The sequence below is a fragment of the Mesorhizobium sp. M1273 genome, from assembly GCF_040318195.1.
In the GTDB taxonomy this organism is placed as follows: Bacteria; Pseudomonadota; Alphaproteobacteria; order Rhizobiales; family Rhizobiaceae; genus Mesorhizobium.
Genome location: NZ_JAMYLV010000044.1, coordinates 17,875 through 39,127, shown reverse-complemented (window position 1 = coordinate 39,127; position 21,253 = coordinate 17,875). Strand labels below are relative to the sequence as shown.

General features: G+C 63.3%; 18 protein-coding genes, 1 pseudogene and 1 riboswitch. Of the genes and pseudogenes, 11 read left to right on the top strand and 8 right to left on the bottom strand.

The window, feature by feature from the left end:
- The first annotated feature begins 131 nt into the window (after positions 1-131).
- A riboswitch (glycine riboswitch) is annotated at positions 132-218 on the top strand.
- A gap of 148 nt (positions 219-366) precedes the next feature.
- From gcvT to gcvP, 3 genes are read left to right on the top strand one after another with little or no spacing between them, the layout of a single operon-like run.
- The gene (gene gcvT / locus NKH30_RS29555; protein WP_352997717.1) at positions 367-1,485 is read left to right on the top strand and encodes a glycine cleavage system aminomethyltransferase GcvT; all 1,119 of its coding nucleotides are present in this window, start codon (positions 367-369) and stop codon (positions 1,483-1,485) included.
- 5 nt (positions 1,486-1,490) lie between these two features.
- Positions 1,491-1,859 carry a glycine cleavage system protein GcvH gene (gene gcvH / locus NKH30_RS29550; RefSeq protein WP_352997715.1) on the top strand — a complete coding sequence of 123 codons (369 nt, stop codon included), beginning with the start codon at positions 1,491-1,493 and terminating at the stop codon, positions 1,857-1,859.
- 16 nt (positions 1,860-1,875) lie between these two features.
- Positions 1,876-4,686: an aminomethyl-transferring glycine dehydrogenase gene (gene gcvP, locus NKH30_RS29545; RefSeq protein ID WP_352997713.1), complete on the top strand. Its 2,811-nt coding sequence runs from the start codon at positions 1,876-1,878 to the stop codon at positions 4,684-4,686.
- A 72-nt stretch (positions 4,687-4,758) separates the two neighbouring features.
- On the opposite strand, the gene NKH30_RS29540 is transcribed toward gcvP, so the two are convergent.
- Complete coding sequence (locus tag NKH30_RS29540) at positions 4,759-5,928, bottom strand: GGDEF domain-containing protein (RefSeq protein WP_352500839.1); 1,170 nt, start codon at positions 5,926-5,928, stop codon at positions 4,759-4,761.
- Positions 5,929-6,200: 272 nt separating this feature from the next.
- Between NKH30_RS29540 and parE the strand changes: the two genes are divergently transcribed.
- Positions 6,201-8,252 carry a DNA topoisomerase IV subunit B gene (gene parE / locus NKH30_RS29535; protein ID WP_352614050.1) on the top strand — a complete coding sequence of 684 codons (2,052 nt, stop codon included), beginning with the start codon at positions 6,201-6,203 and terminating at the stop codon, positions 8,250-8,252.
- Positions 8,253-8,294: 42 nt separating this feature from the next.
- A complete protein-coding gene (locus NKH30_RS29530) occupies positions 8,295-10,361 on the top strand; it encodes an FUSC family protein (protein WP_352614049.1) in 2,067 nt (688 codons plus the stop codon).
- Here the strand turns inward: NKH30_RS29530 and NKH30_RS29525 are convergent.
- Positions 10,358-11,479 (bottom strand): DUF2336 domain-containing protein, encoded by a 1,122-nt coding sequence (locus tag NKH30_RS29525; RefSeq protein ID WP_352997711.1) that lies wholly within the window; start codon positions 11,477-11,479, stop codon positions 10,358-10,360. The genes NKH30_RS29530 and NKH30_RS29525 overlap by 4 nt on opposite strands.
- Positions 11,480-11,589: 110 nt before the next feature.
- On the opposite strand from NKH30_RS29525, the gene NKH30_RS29520 reads away from it, so the two are divergent.
- Both NKH30_RS29520 and NKH30_RS29515 read left to right on the top strand, forming a co-directional pair.
- Positions 11,590-12,081 carry a MaoC family dehydratase gene (locus tag NKH30_RS29520; RefSeq protein ID WP_502899539.1) on the top strand — a complete coding sequence of 164 codons (492 nt, stop codon included), beginning with the start codon at positions 11,590-11,592 and terminating at the stop codon, positions 12,079-12,081.
- A gap of 3 nt (positions 12,082-12,084) precedes the next feature.
- A complete protein-coding gene (locus NKH30_RS29515; protein WP_352997709.1) occupies positions 12,085-12,966 on the top strand; it encodes an HpcH/HpaI aldolase/citrate lyase family protein in 882 nt (293 codons plus the stop codon).
- A gap of 19 nt (positions 12,967-12,985) precedes the next feature.
- Here the strand turns inward: NKH30_RS29515 and NKH30_RS29510 are convergent, their stop codons facing one another.
- Positions 12,986-13,570 (bottom strand): nitroreductase family protein, encoded by a 585-nt coding sequence (locus NKH30_RS29510; protein WP_352997707.1) that lies wholly within the window; start codon positions 13,568-13,570, stop codon positions 12,986-12,988.
- A 156-nt stretch (positions 13,571-13,726) separates the two neighbouring features.
- On the opposite strand from NKH30_RS29510, the gene NKH30_RS29505 reads away from it, so the two are divergent.
- The gene (locus NKH30_RS29505) at positions 13,727-14,692 is read left to right on the top strand and encodes an RgsD C-terminal domain-containing protein (RefSeq protein WP_352540660.1); all 966 of its coding nucleotides are present in this window, start codon (positions 13,727-13,729) and stop codon (positions 14,690-14,692) included.
- Between the two features lie 158 nt (positions 14,693-14,850).
- On the opposite strand, the gene thrS is transcribed toward NKH30_RS29505, so the two are convergent.
- The 4 genes from thrS to NKH30_RS29485 all read right to left on the bottom strand — a co-directional run bounded on the left by thrS (position 14,851) and on the right by NKH30_RS29485 (position 18,575).
- Positions 14,851-16,824, bottom strand: coding sequence for a threonine--tRNA ligase (thrS, locus tag NKH30_RS29500; protein WP_352473907.1), 1,974 nt, complete (start codon positions 16,822-16,824; stop codon positions 14,851-14,853).
- A 167-nt stretch (positions 16,825-16,991) separates the two neighbouring features.
- Positions 16,992-17,807: a class D beta-lactamase gene (gene blaOXA, locus NKH30_RS29495; protein ID WP_352473908.1), complete on the bottom strand. Its 816-nt coding sequence runs from the start codon at positions 17,805-17,807 to the stop codon at positions 16,992-16,994.
- 146 nt (positions 17,808-17,953) lie between these two features.
- A complete protein-coding gene (yidD, locus tag NKH30_RS29490; protein ID WP_352451412.1) occupies positions 17,954-18,328 on the bottom strand; it encodes a membrane protein insertion efficiency factor YidD in 375 nt (124 codons plus the stop codon).
- A gap of 79 nt (positions 18,329-18,407) precedes the next feature.
- The gene (locus NKH30_RS29485; protein ID WP_352473909.1) at positions 18,408-18,575 is read right to left on the bottom strand and encodes a hypothetical protein; all 168 of its coding nucleotides are present in this window, start codon (positions 18,573-18,575) and stop codon (positions 18,408-18,410) included.
- Positions 18,576-18,666: 91 nt separating this feature from the next.
- Here NKH30_RS29485 and NKH30_RS29480 point away from each other — a divergent pair.
- Positions 18,667-19,409: pseudogene (locus tag NKH30_RS29480) on the top strand (LysR family transcriptional regulator).
- Here NKH30_RS29480 and NKH30_RS29475 read toward each other — a convergent pair.
- Positions 19,406-19,852 (bottom strand): iron-sulfur cluster assembly scaffold protein, encoded by a 447-nt coding sequence (locus NKH30_RS29475; protein WP_023678879.1) that lies wholly within the window; start codon positions 19,850-19,852, stop codon positions 19,406-19,408. The pseudogene NKH30_RS29480 and the gene NKH30_RS29475 sit on opposite strands and share 4 nt — an antisense overlap.
- A 240-nt stretch (positions 19,853-20,092) precedes the next feature.
- Between NKH30_RS29475 and folE the strand changes: the two genes are divergently transcribed.
- A complete protein-coding gene (gene folE, locus NKH30_RS29470) occupies positions 20,093-20,728 on the top strand; it encodes a GTP cyclohydrolase I FolE (RefSeq protein ID WP_352466975.1) in 636 nt (211 codons plus the stop codon).
- A gap of 35 nt (positions 20,729-20,763) precedes the next feature.
- Entirely contained in the window at positions 20,764-21,234 is a 471-nt protein-coding gene (hisI, locus tag NKH30_RS29465) for a phosphoribosyl-AMP cyclohydrolase (protein ID WP_352500848.1), read from the top strand.
- The last annotated feature ends 19 nt before the right edge of the window (positions 21,235-21,253 follow it).

Genomic DNA, 21,253 nt, shown 5'->3' with positions numbered 1-21,253 from the left:
GCGGCGTGGTTAGCGAAGGCTTGCCTATAAAGAAGGCCCGCAGAAGACTTGGCAGTAAAAATGTCGCCGGCAGGTGACAAGGTGTCGTCCACGGGCTATGGATGACGAGTCGAGGGCTCCTGACCGAGTCCTACCTGTTTGCGGGAGAGAGCAGCGAGAGCTGCCGCCGAAGGGGAAATCGCCCGAAATCTCTCAGGCAAAAGAACCGTAGACGGGAAAGACACTCTGGAAAGTCGGGGCTTGCCCCCGCGCCGAAGGTGTAAGCGCTGCCGACAGAGTTACGGGGCGCGAGTCTCTCAGGCTTCAGACAGAGGGGCACGGACTGGTCGCCATTCGCGGCCGCTTGCGTGCGACTCTGGAGATGACATGACGGGCAACGACACCAAACACCTCCCCCTCGAAGATCTGCACATGACAGCCGGTGCGCGCTTCGGCGCCTTCGCCGGCTGGTCGATGCCGTTGACCTACCCGGCCGGCGTGATGAAGGAGCACCTTCACAGCCGCGAGCATGCCGGCCTGTTCGACATCTCGCACATGAAGCTGTTCGAAATCAGCGGCCCGGGCGCAGCAGCGCTTCTGAACCGCGCCTGCCCGTTCGATGCCGGCGCGCTGAAGATTTCCCAGTCCAAATACACGTTCTTCCTCAACGAGGCGGCCGGCATTCTGGACGATCTGATCGTCACTAGGCTCGGCGCCGAGCGCTTCATGATGGTCGCCAATGCCGGCAACGCCGCCGCCGACGAAAAGCATCTGCGCGCACTGGCCGAAAATTTCGATGCAGAGGGCGATTTCGATGTAAAAGTGGATGCGCTCGACCGCGTCTTCTTGGCCATACAAGGCCCCGAGGCGTGGGCTGCCCTTTCCCGCGCCGGCATCGAGACCGGTTCGCTGGTGTTCATGCACGGCATCGAGCCGCGCGAAAAATGGTTCATGAGCCGGTCCGGCTATACCGGCGAAGACGGCTTCGAGATCGGCCTGCCGGAAGCGGATGCAAGAAACCTCGTCGCCAGGCTGCTCGAGGACGAGCGGGTGATGTGGGTCGGCCTTGCCGCCCGCGACAGCCTGCGGCTCGAAGCCGGACTGTGCCTGCACGGGCTGGACATCACGCCGGAGATCGATCCGGCCAGCGCCGGGCTGATGTGGGCCATCCCCAAGGAGGTTCGCGCCTCTGGCGCCTTCATCGGCGCCGATGCGCTGCGCGCCATCCTGGAGCGTGGTCCGGCGCAAAAACGCGTCGGCCTGAAGCCGGAAGGCCGCCAGCCGGTGCGCGCCGGTGCTGCCCTTTTCGATGCTGACGGCAACCCTGCCGGCCATGTCACCTCAGGCGGCTTCGGCCCCTCGGCCGGTCATCCGGTCGCCACGGGCTACGTCCAGACGCCGCTTGCCAAATCCGGCGCAAAACTGTTCGCCGATGTCCGCGGGACGAAAATCCCGGTCGACATCCACCCCTTGCCCTTCACGCCCCATCGCTACCGCAAAGGATGATTTCAATGGCAAAGACCTATTTCACCGAAGATCACGAATGGCTGCGCGTCGAGGGCGGCATCGCCACGGTCGGCATCACCGATTACGCGCAGCAGCAGCTCGGCGATCTCGTCTTCGTCGAACTGCCGGAGCCGGGGAAGAACCTGGCCAAGGGCGACACCGCCGTGGTGGTCGAATCGGTCAAGGCCGCATCGGACGTCTACGCGCCGGTCGACGGCGAGATCACTGAGGCCAACACCTCGCTGTCATCGGATCCTTCACTCGTCAATTCGGCGGCAACCGGCGACGGCTGGTTGTGGAAGATGAAGCTGGCCAATGAGCGCCAACTCGACGGACTCCTCGATGAAGCCGCTTACAAAGCCCATATTGGTTGATAGCAGGACCAGGAAGATGACCGCAGCACCCTACCCCTTCTCGGCTCGCCATATCGGCCCGGGCCTCCATGACGTCAGAGCCATGCTGGCGACGATCGGCGTTCCTTCGGTCGAGACCCTGATCAGCCAGGCAGTGCCGAAGTCGATCCGGCTCGACCGGCCGCTGGCCCTGCCCGCGCCCGCAACCGAAGCGGAAGCGCTGGCCGAGCTCGCGGCGACGATGGCAAAGAACACGGTGCAGAAGAGCTTCATCGGTGCCGGGTATCATGGCGTCCACGTGCCGCCGGTGATCCAGCGCAACCTGTTCGAGAACCCGGCCTGGTATACGGCTTACACGCCTTACCAAGCCGAGATCAGTCAGGGCCGGCTGGAGATGCTGTTCAACTTCCAGACACTGGTGACGGAACTGACCGGCCTGCCGGTGGCATCGGCCTCGCTGCTCGACGAGGCGACGGCGGTGGCCGAAGCGGTTGGCATCGCGCTGCGCCATCATCGCGACAAGCGCACCAAGGTGGCACTGGCCGGCACGCCGCACCCGCAGACGCTGGACGTCGTGCGCACCCGCGCCGAGCCGCTCGGCATCGAGGTGGACGGCGAGGTGATCGACGACAACACCGCCGCCCTGCTGGTCTCCTGGCCCGATACGTTCGGCGTCTACGGCGATCACAAGGCAGCAATCGACAAGGCCCGCGCGGCCGGCGCGCTGGTCGTCTTCATCGCCGACCCGCTTGGCCTGACGCTGACCGATGCGCCGGCCAGGCTTGGCGCCGACATCGCCGTCGGTCCGATGCAGCGTTTTGGCGTGCCGATGGGCTTTGGCGGGCCGCACGCCGCCTATTGCGCCGTCTCCGACAGGCTGACGCGGCTGATGCCCGGCCGGCTCGTTGGCCAGTCGACGGATAGCAAGGGCCGTCCCGGTTATCGCCTCGCTTTGCAGACACGCGAGCAGCATATCCGCCGCGACAAGGCGACGTCCAACATCTGCACCGCGCAGGCGCTGCTCGCCAACATGGCGACGGCCTATGCGATCTGGCATGGCCCTGCCGGGCTGCAGGCGATTGCCGGCCGCGTCCACACGCTGGCCAACCGCCTGGCTGCCGGCCTCAAGGCAGCGGGCGTTTCGGTACTCGGCGAAAGCCGCTTCGACACTGTGACCGTGGAAGTGAAAGGCAAAGCCGGCGCCATCGCCGCCGCCGCCGAGAAGACCGGTCGGCTGCTGCGCGTCATCGACGCCGACCATGTCGGCATCAGCTTCGACGAGACCTCCACCGAAGCCGATCTGGAGGCGATCGCAGCACTTTTCGGCGCCAAGGCCGGCGTTGCCGCCGGCAGTTCCATGCCAGGAAAACCGCGCGCCAACGAGTTCCTCACCCAGCCCGTCTTCCGCGAAAACCACTCGGAAACCGACATGATGCGCTTCCTGCGCCGGCTGTCCGACAAGGACCTGGCGCTTGACCGCGCCATGATCCCGCTCGGCTCTTGCACCATGAAGCTCAACGCCGCCGCCGAAATGATGCCGGTGAGCTGGCCTGATGTCGCCAACCTGCATCCCTTCGCCCCGGCTGACCATTCGACCGGCTATCGCGCCATGATCGACGAGCTGGAAGGCTGGCTGGCGGAGATCACCGGCTTCGACGCGGTGACCCTGCAGCCCAATGCCGGCAGCCAGGGCGAATATGCCGGCCTGCTCGCCATTCGCGGCTACCACCGCTCACGCGGCGAAGGCCATCGCACCGTCTGCCTGATCCCGTCCTCGGCGCATGGCACCAATCCGGCAAGCGCGGCCATGGCCGGCATGAGCGTCGTCGTCGTGCGCTGCACCGAGGACGGCAATATCGACATGGTCGACCTGCAGGCCAAGGCGGCCGAGCATGCGCACAACCTTGCGGCGCTGATGTTCACCTATCCTTCGACGCATGGCGTATTCGAGGAGGGCGCGCGCGACCTTTGTGCCCTCGTCCACAGCCATGGCGGCCAGGTCTATTTCGACGGCGCCAATCTCAACGCGCTGGTCGGCCTCGCCCGTCCCGGCGATATCGGCGCCGATGTCTGCCACATGAACCTGCACAAGACCTTCTGCATCCCGCATGGCGGCGGCGGCCCCGGCGTCGGCCCGATCGGCGTCAAGGCGCATCTGAAGCCATATCTGCCCGGCCACGTCACCGAAGGCTCGGCCCATGCCGTGGCGGCGGCACCGTTCGGCAGTGCCTCCATCCTGCCGATCACCTGGATGTATATCCGCATGATGGGCGCTTCCGGCCTGAAGCAGGCGACCGAGACGGCGATCATCTCCGCCAACTATGTGGCGACGCGGCTTGGCGAGCATTTCCCACTGCTTTACAAAGGGCGCAACGGACGCGTCGCGCATGAATGCATCCTCGACACCCGCGTGCTCAAGGACAGCGCCGGCATCAGCGTCGACGATATCGCCAAGCGGCTGATCGACTATGGCTTCCACGCGCCGACCATGTCGTTCCCGGTGGCCGGCACGCTGATGGTCGAGCCGACCGAGTCCGAGCCCAAGCGCGAGCTGGATCGTTTCTGCGAGGCGATGATCGCCATAGCCGGCGAGGCAGCCAAGGTGGCGAAGGGCGAATGGCCGTTGGGCGACAATCCTCTGGTCAACGCGCCGCACACCGCCGCCGAGGCATTGGCCGGCCAGTGGACCCATCCCTATTCGCGTCTGGAGGCGGCCTATCCAGCCGGCGATGCCGACACCGCAGCAAAGTACTGGCCGCCGGTGTCACGCATCGACAATGTCGCCGGCGACCGCAACCTTGTCTGCTCCTGCCCGCCGCTGTCGGAATATCTGGGTGCGGCGGAATAGATCATGATCCCGAAAAGTGGAATCCGGTTTTCGGACAAGATCATGGGTCTAACAAGAAGATAGAAACCTCAATCAGGCAGAACGCAAGGCCGGCCCGTCGGCCTTGCTCGCCCGGTCCCGGACGACGACGCGATTTCGCCCGGCGCGCTTTGCCGCATAGAGTGCTGCGTCGGCTTCGGCCAGCACATCGTCGAGACCGGTGCCGTTTGTTCCGCCAAAGCCGATGCCGCCGCTGACTGTGCTTCGCAACGGACCGAGTTGGGTGGCCACGACTTCCGTGCCGAAGGCGACGCTGATCTTGCTCGCAATGTCATAGGCCTTCTCTTCCGTCATCCGCGACATGACGAGCACGAATTCCTCGCCGCCCAACCGGAAGGCGTCGACGCCGGTCCGGGCGTATTTCCTGATGACGGCGGCAAAGCGGCACAGAACCTGGTCGCCGACCGGGTGACCGAATACGTCGTTCGTCCTCTTGAAATGGTCAAGGTCGAACATGGCAACGGACATGAACGGACCGAAGACCCGCTCGCCGTAGAGTGCCGTCAACGCCCGCCGATTCATCAGCCCGGTCAATGGATCGGTCATCGTCTCGGCCTTCAGTTCGATCTGCGCCTGCAAATGGTGCAGGGAGAGCGTCAATGCGCCGAGCCCGGTCATGCAGGCGACGGCCACGACGGAATTCACCCGCTCGGCCCAATTGTCCGGTGCTACACCGAGCACCCATTGGCCCGTGACCAGCAGGACCGCGCCGCAAAGTCCGAACGACAGGGCACAGACGCCGCTCAGGAACGAGACGACCAGCAATATCCGGCGATCGTGACCACCCTCAATCCAGAACATCGCCCCGATGAGCGAGAGCAGCGCCGTTACCGTCGCGTAGGTGACAATAAAGCCGACACCATCAAACCCGAGATACGTCGCGCCCGCGCAAACGGCCATCGCAACCAAGGTCGGCAAGATGGCTCGCCTGTAGTCGCCTATGCCGAGGTATTGCATGGCCGACAGGCAGATGATCAGGAAGCCGAGGCTGAGCAGCGCAAGCACGATCTGGCAAAGCCAGGCGCTTGGATCCCTGGTGTAATGCCAGAACAACACCACATGTGCGACGAGCACGAGAATGCCACACGCCACCGTCAGCACAAAGCGTGCCTGTGGCGCGCTGAACCAGATGGCAAACATGGTGATGCTAAGGCACGTGCCCGACAGCGCCGCCGCGAGCAGGAGCGAACTGTAATCCAACATGCTTAAGCGACTGCCTCTTGAGGGTTCCGCTGCATTCTAGGTCAGCGACAGTCCGCAAATACCGCCTTTTAGCCAATCTTCCGGCGTAACCTTCGGACAGGGTTTACAAAACGTCGATGCTCCACCTTCGACCCCATTTCCGCCGCTTGGCTGTCGAATGGTTTTGCAGTAAGAGGCCCTATCCTCGAACGTAACAGGAACCTCCGTCGCCTGCCCGCCAAAAGCGTGGCAGTATCGGGTGGTGATTCGCAGCATCGGAATCCAGGACCGGCATGGACGACAATAACGATCTTTTCGCCAAATTGGACAAGCAGCCGCAACCGGCTCGCGCCGCCGCGCGCCCGGCCGACCCGCTGGTGCAGGCGGCGAAGCGGCCGGCGCCCCGCGACGCCAGCGAGAGCTATAGTGCCGCCGACATCGAAGTGCTGGAGGGGCTGGAACCGGTGCGCCGCCGCCCGGGCATGTACATTGGCGGCACCGACGACAAGGCGATGCACCATCTGTTCGCCGAGGTCATCGACAATTCGATGGACGAGGCGGTCGCCGGCCATGCGACCTTCATCGATGTCGAGCTTTCCGCCGACGGATACCTGTCCGTCACCGACAACGGCCGCGGCATTCCGGTCGATCCGCACCCGAAATTCAAGAAGCCGGCGCTCGAACTCATCATGACGACGCTGCATTCAGGCGGCAAGTTCGACAGCAAGGTTTACGAGACGTCCGGCGGCCTGCACGGTGTCGGCGTTTCCGTGGTCAACGCGCTGTCCGACCATCTCGAGGTCGAGGTGGCGCTGGGAAGGAAACTTTATCGGCAAAAGTTCTCGCGCGGCATTCCTGTGACCGGCCTGGAGCAGCTCGGCGAGGTGCACAACCGCCGCGGCACGAAGATCCGCTTCCATCCAGACGAGCAGATTTTCGGCAAGGGCGCTGCTTTCGAGCCGACGCGGCTCTACCGCATGGCGCGGTCAAAGGCTTATCTGTTCGGCGGTGTCGAAATCCGCTGGACCTGCGACCCGTCGCTGATCAGGGAAAAGGACACGACGCCGGCCAAGGCAGAATTCCATTTTCCGGGCGGCCTCAAGGATTATCTGAAAGCCTCGCTCGGCGACGAATTCCAGGTGACCCGTGAAATGTTTGCCGGTAAGAGCGAGAAGCAGGGTGGCCACGGTTCGCTCGAATGGGCGGTGACCTGGTTCGGCGGCGACGGTTTTATCAATTCCTATTGCAACACCATTCCGACCGCCGAAGGCGGCACGCATGAGGCCGGCTTCCGCAACGTCCTGACGCGCGGCTTGCGCGCTTATGCCGACCTGGTCGGCAACAAGCGCGCCTCGATCGTCACTTCCGAGGATGTGATGATCTCGGCGGCGGGCATGCTGTCGGTGTTCATCCGCGAACCGGAATTCGTCGGCCAGACCAAGGACAGGCTGGCGACGATCGAGGCGATCCGCATCGTCGAAAGCGCCATCCGCGACCCGTTCGACCACTGGCTGGCCGACAATCCGCAGGAGGCTTCGAAACTGCTCGAATGGGTGATCGCGCGCGCCGACGAGCGGGTGCGCCGCCGCCAGGAAAAGGAAGTGTCGCGCAAGAGTGCGGTGCGCAAGCTGCGCCTGCCCGGCAAGCTCGCCGACTGCACGCAGAATGCCGCCGCCGGTGCCGAGTTGTTCATCGTCGAGGGCGATTCGGCCGGCGGTTCGGCAAAGCAGGCGCGCGACCGCGCCAGCCAGGCGGTGCTGCCGCTGCGCGGCAAGATCCTCAACGTCGCCAGCGCCGGCAACGACAAGCTTGCCGCCAACCAGCAGATATCCGACCTCATCCAGGCGCTTGGTTGCGGCACGCGCTCGAGATATCGCGACGAGGACCTGCGTTACGACCGGGTCATCATCATGACCGATGCCGACGTCGACGGCGCCCATATCGCCTCGTTGCTGATCACCTTTTTCTACCAGGAGATGCCGAGCCTGGTCCGCGGCGGCCATCTCTATCTGGCGGTGCCGCCGCTTTATTCGATCCGGCAAGGCGGCAAGGTCGCCTATGCCCGCAACGATGCGCACAAGGACGAACTCCTGCGCACCGAATTCACCGGGCGCGGCAAGGTCGAAATCGGCCGCTTCAAGGGGCTGGGCGAAATGATGGCTGCCCAGCTCAAGGAAACCACCATGGACCCGAAAAAGCGCACGCTGCTCAGGGTCGACGTTATCGATGCCGAGGCGGCGACCAAGGATGCGGTCGACGCATTGATGGGGACCAAGCCCGAGGCCCGTTTCCGCTTCATCCAGGAACGCGCGGAATTCGCCGAGACGGAAGTGCTGGATATCTGAGCTCCCGCCGCTAGCTTGGCCTTCTGAGCTGGAGACGAGCACTTGACCTGGGCGCGGCTGAAGGACGATATCGGCACGCGGATCGCTGGCCTGACGCGGCCGACGCGTTCGGACTGGATCTTTGCCCTGCGCACCGTTTCGGCCGGCCTCATCGCGATATTGGCCGCCTATGCGCTGAAGCTCGACCACCCGCAATGGGCGATGATGACGGTGTTCATCGTCGCACAGCCGGTCGCCGGCATGGTGCTGGCGAAGGGGTTTTATCGTCTCCTCGGCACGTTTGCCGGCGCGCTGGCGGCGATCGGCATTACCACTCTTTTCGATGCCAACCCCTGGTTGCTGGTTGCAGTTCTTGCCGTCTGGATCGGCATCTGCTCGCTGGTCTCGTCGCTGCTACGCAATCCGGAAGCCTATGGCGCGGCGCTTGCCGGCTACACCGCGATGATCATCGGCCTGCCGGCTTTCGGCCAGCCGCACCTCGTCATCGATCTCGCCGTGGCGCGCTGCGCGGAAATCGTGCTTGGTATCGTCTGCGCTGCGTTGACCAGCCGGCTGATCCTGCCGAAACTGGCCGCCGACGCCATCATCTCAAGACTGAAACGCGGCATTCTCGACCTGGCGGCCTATGCGGACGGCGCTTTTTCCGGCGGCGATGCGGAAAAGCTTGCCGGGCTGCACCGCAAGCTGATCGGCGACGTCCAGACGCTCGGCGAGATGCGCACCTATGCAAGGCTGGAGGGGCCGAGCCTCGCCACCCGCGCCTATCCGGTCCGGCGTACCATCGGCCAGCTTCTGTCGGCCCTGTCAGCGGCGCGTGCGCTGCATGCCCACGCCGCGCCGAAGAATGCAGCCCTCATCCCCGTTCGCGCCGAGTTGCAGGCCGTTGTCGGCGAACTGGTAGCCAAGCCGGGCGCGCTGGACGATACGGCGCCCTGGGTGGCGCGGCTCGACGCAATCGCCGGCAAGGCACGGCAGATGCCTGACATCGCGGCCGGGCAAGACATTGACTGGGCTGGCACTGTCACCCGCCTAACCATTGCCGCCGACTTCGCCGGGGCAATGCAGCAAGTGCTGCGCGGCCTGGATGCACTCCGCTCTCCCCCGTCTCGTGCCAGTCGCGAACGGCGGCAGCCAGCGCTGGTGGTGCACCGCGATTACCGTGCGGCATCGCGCAATGCCGTGCGCGCAGCAATCGCCACGCTCCTGGTCGCCGGCTTCTGGCTGGCGACGAAATGGTCGGACGCGACCGGCACGGTCATTCTGGTCGCCGTTGTCTCCAGCTTGTTCGCCGCGCGCGCCGATCCGATCCGGTCGGCATGGAACTTCTTCGAGGGCACGTTGCTCGCCCTGCCGTTCGCGTTTGTGGTCGGGCAGATAGCACTTCCAGCGCTGCCGGGCTTTGGCTGGTTCGCGGTTTTCGTCGTCCCGATCCTGGTGCCAGCGGCACTGGGCATGGCCAATCCGCATTACGTCGGCGTGGCAACGGCCTTTGCGATCAATTTCCTCGCCTTCCTCAGCCCACATCAGGTCATGACCTACGATCCGGAGCCGTTCCTCGCCAATTCGGCAGCGGTCCTTGTCGGCATTCTTCTGGCGATCGGCGTCTTCGCCGTCGTGCTGCCCGCCGACCCTTGGGTTACAGTCAACCGCATCCTGCAAACCATGCGCGAAGATCTTGCACGCCTTTGCCTGCACGACCGCCTGCCGCGGCGATCGGCCTTCGAAAGCCTTGCCTACGACCGGATCAACCAGTTGATGCCACTGCTGCAGAACGCCGGCAAGAAAGGCGACGCGGTTCTCGGCGGCGGCATAGCTGCGGTTACCGTCGGCCTCGAAATCCTACGGCTGCGCAACGCGCAGCAAAGTTCCGCGATCCCGCCTGAAACAGCACTTTCCATCGCCAATTTCCTGCGCGGTCTGGCACGCGAACTGCTGTTCAGGCGTCCCGGCGAGCCGCAGACGGCGACCGTCGCAGTCGCCAGGCAGTATGCAGCAGGCATCGCGGAGCGCAGCGTCGCGGCCGAAATGCTGCAGATCGCCGCCTCGCTGCGCATCATTGCCGCCGCGATCGAGGATTTTCCGGATTTTTTCGCGAAGGACCGGGTTTAGGCAGCGGCGATCGCCAGCGCGTGCCCGCGTGCGTTCTCGCGCAGCGCGTCGAGATGGATCGATTTGACCAGCCCGGCGAGATCGCCTTCGGCGGACTGTCCGCCCAATTCCTTCAGCATCAGCCAGCTGACTTCCTGGACGCCGGCGAGGCGTTTGCCATTGGCGACCTCGCGCCAGACCTTCAGCGCGCGCAGAATGATGGCGTGGGTGGCGGCGGCAAGCCCGGCGCTGCGGAACAGTGCCTGCAACGCTATGTCATGGCCGCCGGCCAGCAGTGCTCTCACCCGTTGTTCGGACTGTTGGCTGAGCGCGACCAGCGCCGAACCAAAGAAGTCGACCTTGCCGTGCGCAATGGTGCGGACGACGAAGCTTGCGGTCAGGTCGCCGCGCAGGCGCAGATGTTCGACAAGTGCGGTATGTTCCTCTGTCCGCGTGCCTTCGATCAGCGTCACCGAAGCCTTGATGCAAGCATCGCGCGTGACGCGCTCGGCCCTGGCGGCGCCCATCAGCGCCAACACCAGCGGCGACCCCTTGAGCATCTCCCCGAGCTTGACCAGCAGCATATGCCGGCAATCGGCGGGCAGCCGGGTGTCGGCGATCAGCGCCTCGCGCACCAGAGGCAGATGGCCGTGCCGCTCGGCCATGCGGCGAAAGCTGACGGATGCGATATCGGCGCCGCTGTTGGCGAGCAGCGTGGTGCAAGCCTCCGGCTCACCGATCTCGGCGATCGCCGCCGCAACCGACATCGAGACACGCGGCCGGTCGGCGATCACCTTCTGCGTCGCCTTCTGGCCGCCGGCAACCCGATCGATCAGGTCGGCATCGGTGAGCAGCGGCGAGCGCGCCAGCACCAAGGCTGCGACTTCCGGCTGGTCCGAGGCCAGCGCGCTGACGATCTGCGGCGGCGCGTGGTGGCTCATGGAAAACGCGTCGGCGATTGCCAGTCGCACCTTCGACGATGCGTCGTCGAGCAGCAGCGTCAGCGCCGCCTCCGCAGCGCAGCGGTCCTCGAAAGGCAGGTCCGAGTCGACATAGGTGCGAGCCAGCGCGCTTGCCGCCGCAGAGCGCTCCGACACCTTCGCCGTGTGGATCCATTTCAGGAAATGCGAAACGACCATGTCGCCTGCTTACGCCCTTTGCCAGAAGGTTTCTGGTCCCTGTCGAGACCGTAGGCACAAATGGTTTATGAACGGTTCACCATGTTCGTTAACTGGCTTGCGAGCCCGGTATGCAACGCCTATCAACCCTTAAGCAGCGGAGGAGATCGACCATGGCCGGACTTTACCTTGAGGAGTTCGTTGTCGGCCATGTGTTCAAGCACACGCTGCGCAAGACCGTGACCGAAGGCGACAACATGCTGTTTTCGGTGATGACGCTGAACCCGCAACCGCTGCACATCGACTTCGACTTCGCGGCGAAGAGCGAATGGGGCAAGCCGCTGGTCAATTCGCTGTTCACGCTGGGCCTGATGATCGGCATTTCAGTCAACGACATCACCGTCGGCACCACCATCGCCAATCTCGGCATGAAGGAGACGGTGTTTCCGCATCCCGTCTTCCATGGCGACACCATTCGCGTCGAGACCACGGTGGTTTCGGTGCGCGAATCCAGGTCGAAGCCGGACCGCGGCATCGTCGAGCTCGAGCATCGCGCCTATAACCAGAACGACGTGCTGGTTGCCAAATGCACGAGGCAAGCCATGATGATGAAAAAGGCATAGCCGATGCGTTCTCTGCTCTTCGTTCCCGGCGATTCGGAAAAGAAGCTGGAGAAGGGCTTTGGCGTAGGCGCCGACGTGGTCATCGTCGACCTCGAGGATTCGATTGCCGAGCAGAACAAAGGTCTGGCACGCGACACAGCGGCGCGTTTCATCGCCGCGCACAGGCACCGGACCAGCTCCGCGATCTATGTGCGCGTCAATGACCTTTCGACCGGACTGACCGACGACGATCTGGCGGCGCTCGTGCCAGCAAAACCAGACGGCATCATCCTGCCTAAGTCGAATAGCGGACTGGATGTCCAGCATCTCTCGGCCAAGCTCAGGGTGCACGAAGCCGAAAGCGGCCTGCCGGATGGAGCGATAAGGATCCTGCCGATCATCACAGAAACGGCTGCAGGCGTCTTGGCCGCAGCGACCTACGCCCGTGCAAGCGCGCGGCTTGTCGGCGTCACCTGGGGGGCGGAAGATTTGTCGGCGGCGATTGGCGCGCGCGCGACGCGCGACGCGAATGGCCGCTACACGGATGTGTTCCGCCTCGCCCGCACCATGACCATGCTTGCCGCAAGTGCCGCGGAAGTCGCGGCAATCGACACCGTCTTTCCGGATTTTCGCGACATGGCCGGCTTCGAGGCCGAATGCGCCGAGGCCGAGCGCGACGGTTTCACCGGCAAGATGGCGATCCATCCGGCGCAGGTGCCGGTCATCAACGCCGCCTTCACGCCTTCGGCGCAAGCGGTGAAAAGCGCCCTGGCGATCGTCGAGGCGTTCGAGGCGGCAGGAAATCCCGGCGTCGTTGGCATCGATGGCAAGATGTACGATCGGCCGCATCTCAAGCTCGCCGAACGGCTCCTGGCGCGGGCCAGGGTAGCTGGGCTTGGCGCTTAGGTCTGTTTCGCGCCGAAAACTATCCCGCCCACGGCCCCGAATAATCGGCATAGAGTTTTGCCGGATCGGGCCGCGGTCGTTCCGGCGCTGGCCCCTGGTAGGAGCCGATATGGACGAAGCCGACGACCCGCTCATGCGGCGCCAGGCCGAGAATCGCCCTGCCCTCGGGCACGTCGGAATACCAGTTGCTGATCATGTTGGTGCCGTAGCCCAGCGCATTGGCGGCAAGCATCAGGTTCATCGCCGCCATGCCGCCGGACAGGAACATCTCCCATTGCGGGATCTTTGGGTTTTCCCTAGGGATAGAAATCACGCCGATGACCAGCGGCGCGCGCGAAAAGCGCGCCAGTTCCTGGTTGCGGCGGCCTTCCGGCAGCGGCCCTTCGCGCTGTTCGGCAAGTGCTGCCAGCTTCTTGCCGATATCGACGCGAGCCTCGCCGCGATAGAGGATGAAACGCCAAGGCTCCAGCCGGCCGTGGTCCGGCACCCGCGAGGCGGCGGCGATCATCGTCGCGATCTCCGCATCGCCCGGTGCCGGTTCTTTCAAATCCGGGATCGGCGCGGAATTTCGGGTCAGCAGAAAATCGATGATCGGCGACGCCATGGGCGCAAGTCTCCTGGAATTTGAGCTGAAGCGCACCATCGGGACATCGGGCGGCTTGGGCATTGGCGCGGCGCGCCGGACAAAGAGCCCTGTGGCAGAAGCCGACCGGACTCTTAAGCCTTGAAATTGCCACCGCCTTGGGCTTCAACGCAAGGCATGTTTGAGGGGACATTGCGTCTTTTCCTGATATGGCTCGCTGCCGCACTGTTGATGGTGCCGGTTTCGCTTGCCGTCGCCCAGGATGTGGACGGCCTTGGCGAGCTGAAGCTTCCCGGAATTTCGGGCTATGCACCTCCGAAAAGCGAGACATCGCTGGCATTGGGCAGCAGCGGGGCGATCACGCTGTCGGCGCAATTGACCGACAAGGGCGCCGACATCACGCGCGGCATAGTCTGGCGCGTCTTCAAACCCGAATCGGCCAGCGACGGCAAGCTGACGATGGTCGCCTCCTCTCATGGCGGCACCGCCATATTCCAGCTCGAGCCGGGTTCGTATCTGGTCCACGCCTCCTACGGGCGGGCCGGCGCCACCAAGCGCATCACCGTCGGCAAGGAAGCCAAGCGCGAGAGCCTCGTGCTCGATGCCGGTGGCCTCAAGCTCGATGCAGTGCTGTCCGGCGGGGTACGCATACCGCCGAAGAAGCTGCGCTTCTCGATCTATGAGAGCCACGCCGCGGCCGATGGCGATCGCGCCCTGATCATACCCGATGTCGAGCCGAACAGCGTCGTGCGGCTCAATGCCGGCACCTACCACGTCGTGTCGACCTATGGCGCGGTGAACGCGGTCATCCGCTCCGACATCCGCGTCGAGGCCGGCAAGCTGACTGAAGCGACCGTCGAGCACCGTGCCGCCGAGATGACCATGAAGCTGGTGCGCGAACCAGGCGGCGAGGCGATCGCCGACACCTCCTGGTCCCTGCTCAACGAATCCGGCGATCCGATCAAGGAAACCGTCGGCGCCTTTGCCTCGATGGTGCTGGCCGAGGGCGACTACACCATCATCGCCAAGAACCGCGACCGCATCTACCAGAAGGATTTTACGGTGGTGGCTGGGCACAACCAGGACATCGAGGTTCTGGCCACCGAGGCTTCGGCCATCGATTCCGAGGAAGGCGCCGACTGAGACGCGCCCCTCTAAGCTGCCTTGTGCATGGGTCGCGCCAGCGCGTCGCCGACGCGCACGTCGATCGATTTGCCAGATAGGCGTGCGGCGTGACAGGCATACAAAATATAAAAATGGCGGTGGATCGCTCCACCGCCATTCATTGCTCGTCGACTGGTTCAGGCCGCGCGGCGCTTGCGGTCGGGTGTCACCGCCTCGTCGGCAAGCAGCCTCACGGCGGCTGCGAGGCCGAGTGATTCCTGGTCACGCGACCCGAGACGACGGATATTGACCGTTTCTTCCTCGGCCTCGCGCTTGCCGCAGACGAGGATGACCGGCACCTTGGCCAGCGAATGCTCGCGGACCTTGTAGTTGATCTTCTCGTTGCGCAGATCGGCTTCGGCGATCAGCCCCGCCGCCTTCAGCTGCGCAACGACCTTCTGGGCGTAATCGTCGGCATCGGAAGTGATCGTCGCCACCACCACCTGCAGCGGCGCGAACCAGAGCGGGAAATGGCCGGAATAATTCTCGATCAGGATGCCGAGAAACCGCTCCATCGAGCCGCAGATGGCGCGATGGACCATCACCGGCTGCTTCTTTTCCGAATCCGAGCCGATGTAGAAGGCGCCGAACCGTTCAGGCAGGTTGAAATCAACCTGCGTGGTGCCGCATTGCCAGTCGCGGCCGATGGCGTCCTTCAGCACATATTCGAACTTCGGCCCGTAGAACGTGCCCTCGCCCGGATTGACGCCCGTCTTGATCCGGTTGCCCGACCGCGCCGCGATCTTGTCGAGCACGTCCTGCAGCACGCCCTCGGCATGATCCCACATCGCGTCGGTGCCGACCCGTTTTTCGGGGCGGGTCGCCAGCTTGACGGTGATTTCGTCGAAGCCGAAATCGGCATAGGTCGAGAGGATCAGATCGTTGATCTTGATGCACTCGTCGGCGAGCTGTTCCTCGGTGCAGAAGATGTGCGCATCGTCCTGGGTAAAGCCGCGCACGCGCATCAGCCCGTGCAGCGCGCCGGACGGCTCATAGCGATGCACATTGCCGAATTCCGCAAGTTTTACCGGCAGATCGCGGTAGGATTTCAGCCCGTGCTTGAAGATTTGGACGTGACCGGGGCAGTTCATCGGCTTCAGCGCAAACACCCGGTCGTCGTCGGTGTCGTCGCCAGCAACGGTCACCTTGAACATGTTGTCCCGGTACCAGCCCCAGTGGCCTGACGTCTCCCACAGGCTCTTGTCGAGCACCTGCGGCGCGTTGACTTCCTGATAGCCCTGCTCGTCGAGGCGGCGACGCATGTAATTGACCAGGTTCTGGAACATCCTCCAGCCCTTGGCGTGCCAGAAGACGACCCCGGGGCCCTCCTCCTGGAAGTGGAACAGGTCCATCTCACGGCCGAGCTTCCTGTGGTCGCGCTTCTCGGCCTCCTCCAGCATCGTCTGATAGGCTTCGAGCTGCGCCTGATCGGCCCAGGCCGTGCCGTAGATGCGGGTCAGCATCGGATTGTTGCTGTCGCCGCGCCAATAGGCGCCGGCGACCTTCATCAGCTTGAAGGCGCTGCCGATCTGGCCGGTCGCGGCCATATGCGGGCCGCGGCAGAGGTCGAACCAGTCGCCCTGTGCATAGATCTTGAGATCCTGGTCCTCGGCGATGGCGTCGATCAACTCGAGCTTGTAGCGCTCGCCCTTGTCGGCAAAGATCCTTTTCGCCTTTTCGCGCGACCAGACCTCCTTGGTGAACGGCTTGTTGCGTGCAATGATCTCGCGCATCTTCTTCTCGATCACCGGGAAATCGTCGGGCGTGAACGGCTCGTTGCGGGCAAAATCGTAGTAGAACCCGTTTTCGATCACCGGCCCGATGGTCACCTGCGTTCCCGGCCAAAGTTCCTGCACGGCTTCGGCCAGCACATGGGCTGCATCGTGGCGGATGAGCTCCAGCGCACGCGGGTCCTCGCGGGTGATGATCTCGACTTTGCCCGATCTGCCGATCGGGTCGGAAAGATCGCGCAGCGTGCCGTCGATCGAATAGGCAACGGCCTTCTTGGCCAGCGACTTCGAGATCGATTCCGCCAGGCCGGCGCCGGTCATCGCCGCGTCGTAATCGCGAACGGAACCATCGGGAAATGTCAGGGAAACGGAATTCAGCATAAGATTCTCCTATCCAGTCCCGCAAACGAGCGCGGGTGGTAAAATGCATGTCGCCCAAGACTGCTTAGCGGTTTTGGCGCTACGACATGCATCAGTAAGAGCCGGATGCGTCCGGCGGCGAGCGGTCTTTTATGGGCAGTTTTCGGCGCCGTAAAGCCGGATCTAGGTCACCTGAGGAGATTCGGCAGATCTTTCAGGAACATCGCCCGCGTCTTGAGTCCCTTTGGCGTGTCGGAACGTTTCGTATCGACTACCAGGCGGGCAAAGACGATCTTGCGAGCATCGGTCTGCGCCCAGCCGACAAACCAGCCAAGCGAGCGCTTGTCGGCGCTGTCGCCGAGCCTGGTCGTTCCGGTCTTGCCCTGCACCGTCCAGCCGCCTGCCCGGAAGGTCGGGACAATCGCGCTGGTCATCGCATGGGCCTTGTCCGAAACCGGCAGTTTTCGCGCCAGCAGCTTGCGCAGGAAATCGACCTGCTCGACCGGCGATATCTTGAGCGAAGAATTCACCCAGGAATGGGTGAGGCCGTCATTCTTGCCGGCAGTGCCGGAGACTTCGGTGTTGCCATAGTCCAATCTGGACACATAGCCGGCAAACTGTTTGCTGCCGAGCCGGCGCGTAATCTCGCGTGAGAACCAAAGGACCGAATCCCTTTCCCAGATCGTCGGGTCGACGGTCTTGCGGTCCCGTTTCGGGGCATTGAACTCTGCCTTGTACTCCCAGCTTGGCGTATGCTCGTCGCTCAGGATTCCAGCATCATAGCCGATCAGCGCCAGCGGAACCTTGAATGTCGAGGCGGGGCTGAAGCGCTGATCACAGGTCCCTTGGCGATACAGCGTCTCGCCGCTTGCGGCGTCGACGATCAGCGTGCATTCGACGTCCCCGAGCGGCGCCGATTGCGCACGGATCGGAAAACCCATCAGCCACGCCAGGACGTAGAGAACCACGGCGAAAATGAAGGGACGACGATCTATCCGGCGCATTTGGTAATCTCTCCTGAAGGGTGTCAGGAGCGGCTTAGCGAGGTGTCTTGTCTCGATTTTGTCTCAAATGCGCTATGTCAGCGCAAGCTGCGGTTAACCCTACCAGATCGTAAAAAGCGATCCCTTTGTGCACCGCACAGTTGCGGTCAACTGTCCAGGTCGCCACGTTTTTTCCCGATCCGCCAGTACCGCCATGGCGTGAACCAGAGGTAGCGATCAGCCAGTGCCTCAGGCACCCGGTCGATGCCGTGCGTGCCGAACGGTCCGCAGCGCAGCACCCGGAAAAACCCCATCCAGCCGCCGGCCCACAGCCCGTGGCGGGCGATCGCTTCGTACGCGTATTCGGAACAGGTCGGCAGATGCCGGCAGGAATTGCCGACGAAGCCGGACAGCGTCAGCTGGTAAAGTCGGACAAGCGACGTGCCGAAGACGCGGCCCGGCGTCTTGCGCCACGGGCCGGACCAGTTGCGTCCTTGTCGAATCGGCCTGGCGCCGTGCGCATGCCGATGTTGGCCGACCACCGCAGTCTCCACATCGCGTTTCCCTACGCGATAGATGTGCGCATCGGGCCAGGAACGCAATGCCGTTCCGGCAATCCCGTCATGGCCTGGTAGGGCGAACCGGATAGCGGTCGGGCGTCGGCCTTCGGCATACGGCGACGCTGGTCGGCGGCCTCTCCTCGCACCAATCCCTATGCGGTTTCTCGTCGTACCATTGAAACGTCGCGATCCGCATCACATCGCCCAGAATGTTGAGAAACTGGATCATGGCGGCACTCCTTGAGCACCGATTAGAGCGCCGCTGGCCTTGCTCTTCAAACGAGTATAACGTCCACGTCAGATAACTCTGAGTTATGCGAATGAAGCGCGGACACCTCCCCCTGACGGCTCTGAGAAGCTTCGAAGCAGCCGGTCGTCACCTGAGCTTCAGCCGTGCGGCCGAGGAGCTTTATGTTTCGCAGGCGGCGATCAGCCGACAGATCCGCGAGCTCGAAACCTTCCTGCGCCAACCTTTGTTCTTCCGCCATCATCGCCGCGTCGAGTTGACCGACACCGGCCAGCGGCTGCTCGACCAGTTGGTCAGAAGTTTCGAGGGCATCGACAGGCTGCTTTCGGAATTGACGGCGGCCCCGACGCAGCCACCTCATGGCCACGCAGCGAAGCCGAACAGCTTGCCGCGGTCGTCGATTCCCCAGTTCTGTCGCCGGCACTTCTTGCATCCGGCCCAGCTCTGGAAAAGCCGATCGACCTTGGTCGCTATACGTTGCTGCACGAAGAAAACCGTCAGGCTTGGGCACGCTGGTTCGAAGCGGCGGGCGTGACGGCTGATGCCGTGCCAGCGCGCGGTCCGATGCTGGCCGATGCTTCGCTTTCGAAGCAGGCAGCCTTGCTTGGACATGGTGTCGCGTTGGGCGATCTTTTGCAGATCGGCGAAGAACTTGCGTCCGGCGCGCTGATCAAGCCTTTCGACATCGACGTCGCGTCGGGCGCCTATTGGCTAGTAGCCAGAAGGCTGAATGACCTTTCCGAACCAGCCAGGGCTTTTGCCGACTGGGTCCGGGCGGAATTCGCCGAAAGCCGGCATTTTCTCGCCAAGGTTTAAGCCGCCTCTTCCGCCCGCTTCTTCTCGATCTGGCCGATGGCGTCGACCACTGCGTCGAAGGTCAGCATGGTCGAGGCGTGGCGCGCCTTATAGTCGCGCACCGGCTCCAGGTATTTCAGGTCGGCGAAGCGGCCTTCGGGCGGCGGGCCATTTTCCTTCAGCATCTTCAGCATCGTCTCGCGCACGCTGCGCAATTCTTCGGCGCTGGCGCCGACGACATGCTGCGCCATGATCGAAGACGACGCCTGGCCAAGCGCACAGGCTTTCACGTCATGCGCGAAATCGCTGACGACGCCATCATCCATCTTCAGATCGACGGTCACCGTCGAGCCGCACAGCTTGGAATGTGCTCGTGCGGTTGCGTCGGGCCGGTCGAGCCGGCCGATCCGTGCGATGTTTCCGGCAAAACCCAGAATTTTCGCATTGTAGACATCGTCGATCATATTTTTCCAATCCGTCGCCGCCCAGCGAACAGTCATTGCCGCTCTGGCGTCTTCCTTTCGCTCGGCACGAACATATATAATGGCGGTAGTCGGGTATCGACAAGGCGACCACAAACCTCGTCATACCCAATTCTGTTCACGCCACTTACGGGCTGGAAACCGGGCGAGTTTCTGACACCCGAAAGGTCGTGGTCCGTTCAACTCGTTCCTCCTGAGAGAGGAACTACGGGAGACGCCTTTATGGACGCCGTTATCAAGAAGCTCATGCCGCGGTCTGCCTATATGGAAAAGCCGGTCACCGACCGGCCGAGCGAGGCCGAAGTCGAAGCCGCTGTGCGCACCTTGTTGCGCTGGACCGGCGACAACCCTGACCGCGAGGGCCTGATCGACACGCCGAAGCGCGTCACCAAGGCGTTCAGCGAAATGTTCAACGGTTATGATATGTGCCCAGCCGAGGAACTTGGCCGCACCTTTGAGGAAGTTGCCGGCTATGACGACCTCGTTCTCGTCAAGGACATATCCTTCCACTCGCATTGCGAGCATCACATGGTGCCGATCATCGGCAAGGCGCATGTCGGCTATCTGCCTGACGGCAAGGTTGTCGGCCTGTCCAAGATAGCCCGTGTCGTCGACATCTTCGCCCATCGCTTGCAGACCCAGGAAGCGATGACTGCGCAGATTGCCGGCGTCATCCAGGACGTGCTCAATCCGCGCGGTGTGGCCGTTATGCTTGAGGCCGAGCATATGTGCATGGCCATGCGCGGCATCCGCAAGCAGGGCTCCACCACGCTGACCTCAACCTTCACCGGCGTCTTCAAGGACACACCCGAAGAGCAGGTCCGCTTCGTCACCATGGTGCGCGGCGGCAGGATCTGATCGGCCTGCCGGCTTCGCTAGATAAGGACCGGCGAATGTCGGCATTGGAATTCCCGAAAGCTCCAACAGACAAGAAGGCACTCGAGGAAGGCGCGGTCCTTTCACCGCGCTTCGATGCTGCCGGCCTCGTCACTGTCGTGGTCACCGATGCCGAAGACGGCGTGCTGCTGATGGTCGCGCATATGAATGCCGAGGCGCTGGCGCTGACGCTCGAGACCGGCATCGCGCACTACTGGTCGCGTTCGCGCAACGCGCTGTGGAAGAAGGGCGAAACCTCGGGCAATGTCCAGCAGGTCGTCGAGATGCTCACGGATTGTGACCAGGACGCGATATGGTTGCGCGTCAAAATGCTGGGTCACCAAGCAACTTGTCACACCGGCCGACGTTCATGCTTTTATCGGACGGTGGGGCTGAGCGATGGCAAAGGGACGCTTGCCAGCGACGGCAGCAACCCGCTGTTCGATGCGGAAAAAACCTATCGAAAGCCCAATACACCATCAATATGAACCATTCGCAGCACTTCAG

What these genes read in the sequence shown, in the direction of transcription:
- gcvT (WP_352997717.1), top strand. Translation starts at nt 367, where the DNA reads ATGACGGGCAACGACACCAAACACCTCCCCCTCGAAGATCTGCACATG.
- gcvH (WP_352997715.1), top strand. Translation starts at nt 1,491, where the DNA reads ATGGCAAAGACCTATTTCACCGAAGATCACGAATGGCTGCGCGTCGAG.
- gcvP (WP_352997713.1), top strand. Translation starts at nt 1,876, where the DNA reads ATGACCGCAGCACCCTACCCCTTCTCGGCTCGCCATATCGGCCCGGGC.
- NKH30_RS29540 (WP_352500839.1), bottom strand. Translation starts at nt 5,928, where the DNA reads ATGTTGGATTACAGTTCGCTCCTGCTCGCGGCGGCGCTGTCGGGCACG.
- parE (WP_352614050.1), top strand. Translation starts at nt 6,201, where the DNA reads ATGGACGACAATAACGATCTTTTCGCCAAATTGGACAAGCAGCCGCAA.
- NKH30_RS29525 (WP_352997711.1), bottom strand. Translation starts at nt 11,479, where the DNA reads ATGGTCGTTTCGCATTTCCTGAAATGGATCCACACGGCGAAGGTGTCG.
- NKH30_RS29520 (WP_502899539.1), top strand. Translation starts at nt 11,590, where the DNA reads ATGCAACGCCTATCAACCCTTAAGCAGCGGAGGAGATCGACCATGGCC.
- NKH30_RS29515 (WP_352997709.1), top strand. Translation starts at nt 12,085, where the DNA reads ATGCGTTCTCTGCTCTTCGTTCCCGGCGATTCGGAAAAGAAGCTGGAG.
- NKH30_RS29510 (WP_352997707.1), bottom strand. Translation starts at nt 13,570, where the DNA reads ATGGCGTCGCCGATCATCGATTTTCTGCTGACCCGAAATTCCGCGCCG.
- NKH30_RS29505 (WP_352540660.1), top strand. Translation starts at nt 13,727, where the DNA reads ATGTTTGAGGGGACATTGCGTCTTTTCCTGATATGGCTCGCTGCCGCA.
- thrS (WP_352473907.1), bottom strand. Translation starts at nt 16,824, where the DNA reads ATGCTGAATTCCGTTTCCCTGACATTTCCCGATGGTTCCGTTCGCGAT.
- blaOXA (WP_352473908.1), bottom strand. Translation starts at nt 17,807, where the DNA reads ATGCGCCGGATAGATCGTCGTCCCTTCATTTTCGCCGTGGTTCTCTAC.
- NKH30_RS29485 (WP_352473909.1), bottom strand. Translation starts at nt 18,575, where the DNA reads ATGATCCAGTTTCTCAACATTCTGGGCGATGTGATGCGGATCGCGACG.
- NKH30_RS29475 (WP_023678879.1), bottom strand. Translation starts at nt 19,852, where the DNA reads ATGATCGACGATGTCTACAATGCGAAAATTCTGGGTTTTGCCGGAAAC.
- folE (WP_352466975.1), top strand. Translation starts at nt 20,093, where the DNA reads ATGGACGCCGTTATCAAGAAGCTCATGCCGCGGTCTGCCTATATGGAA.
- hisI (WP_352500848.1), top strand. Translation starts at nt 20,764, where the DNA reads ATGTCGGCATTGGAATTCCCGAAAGCTCCAACAGACAAGAAGGCACTC.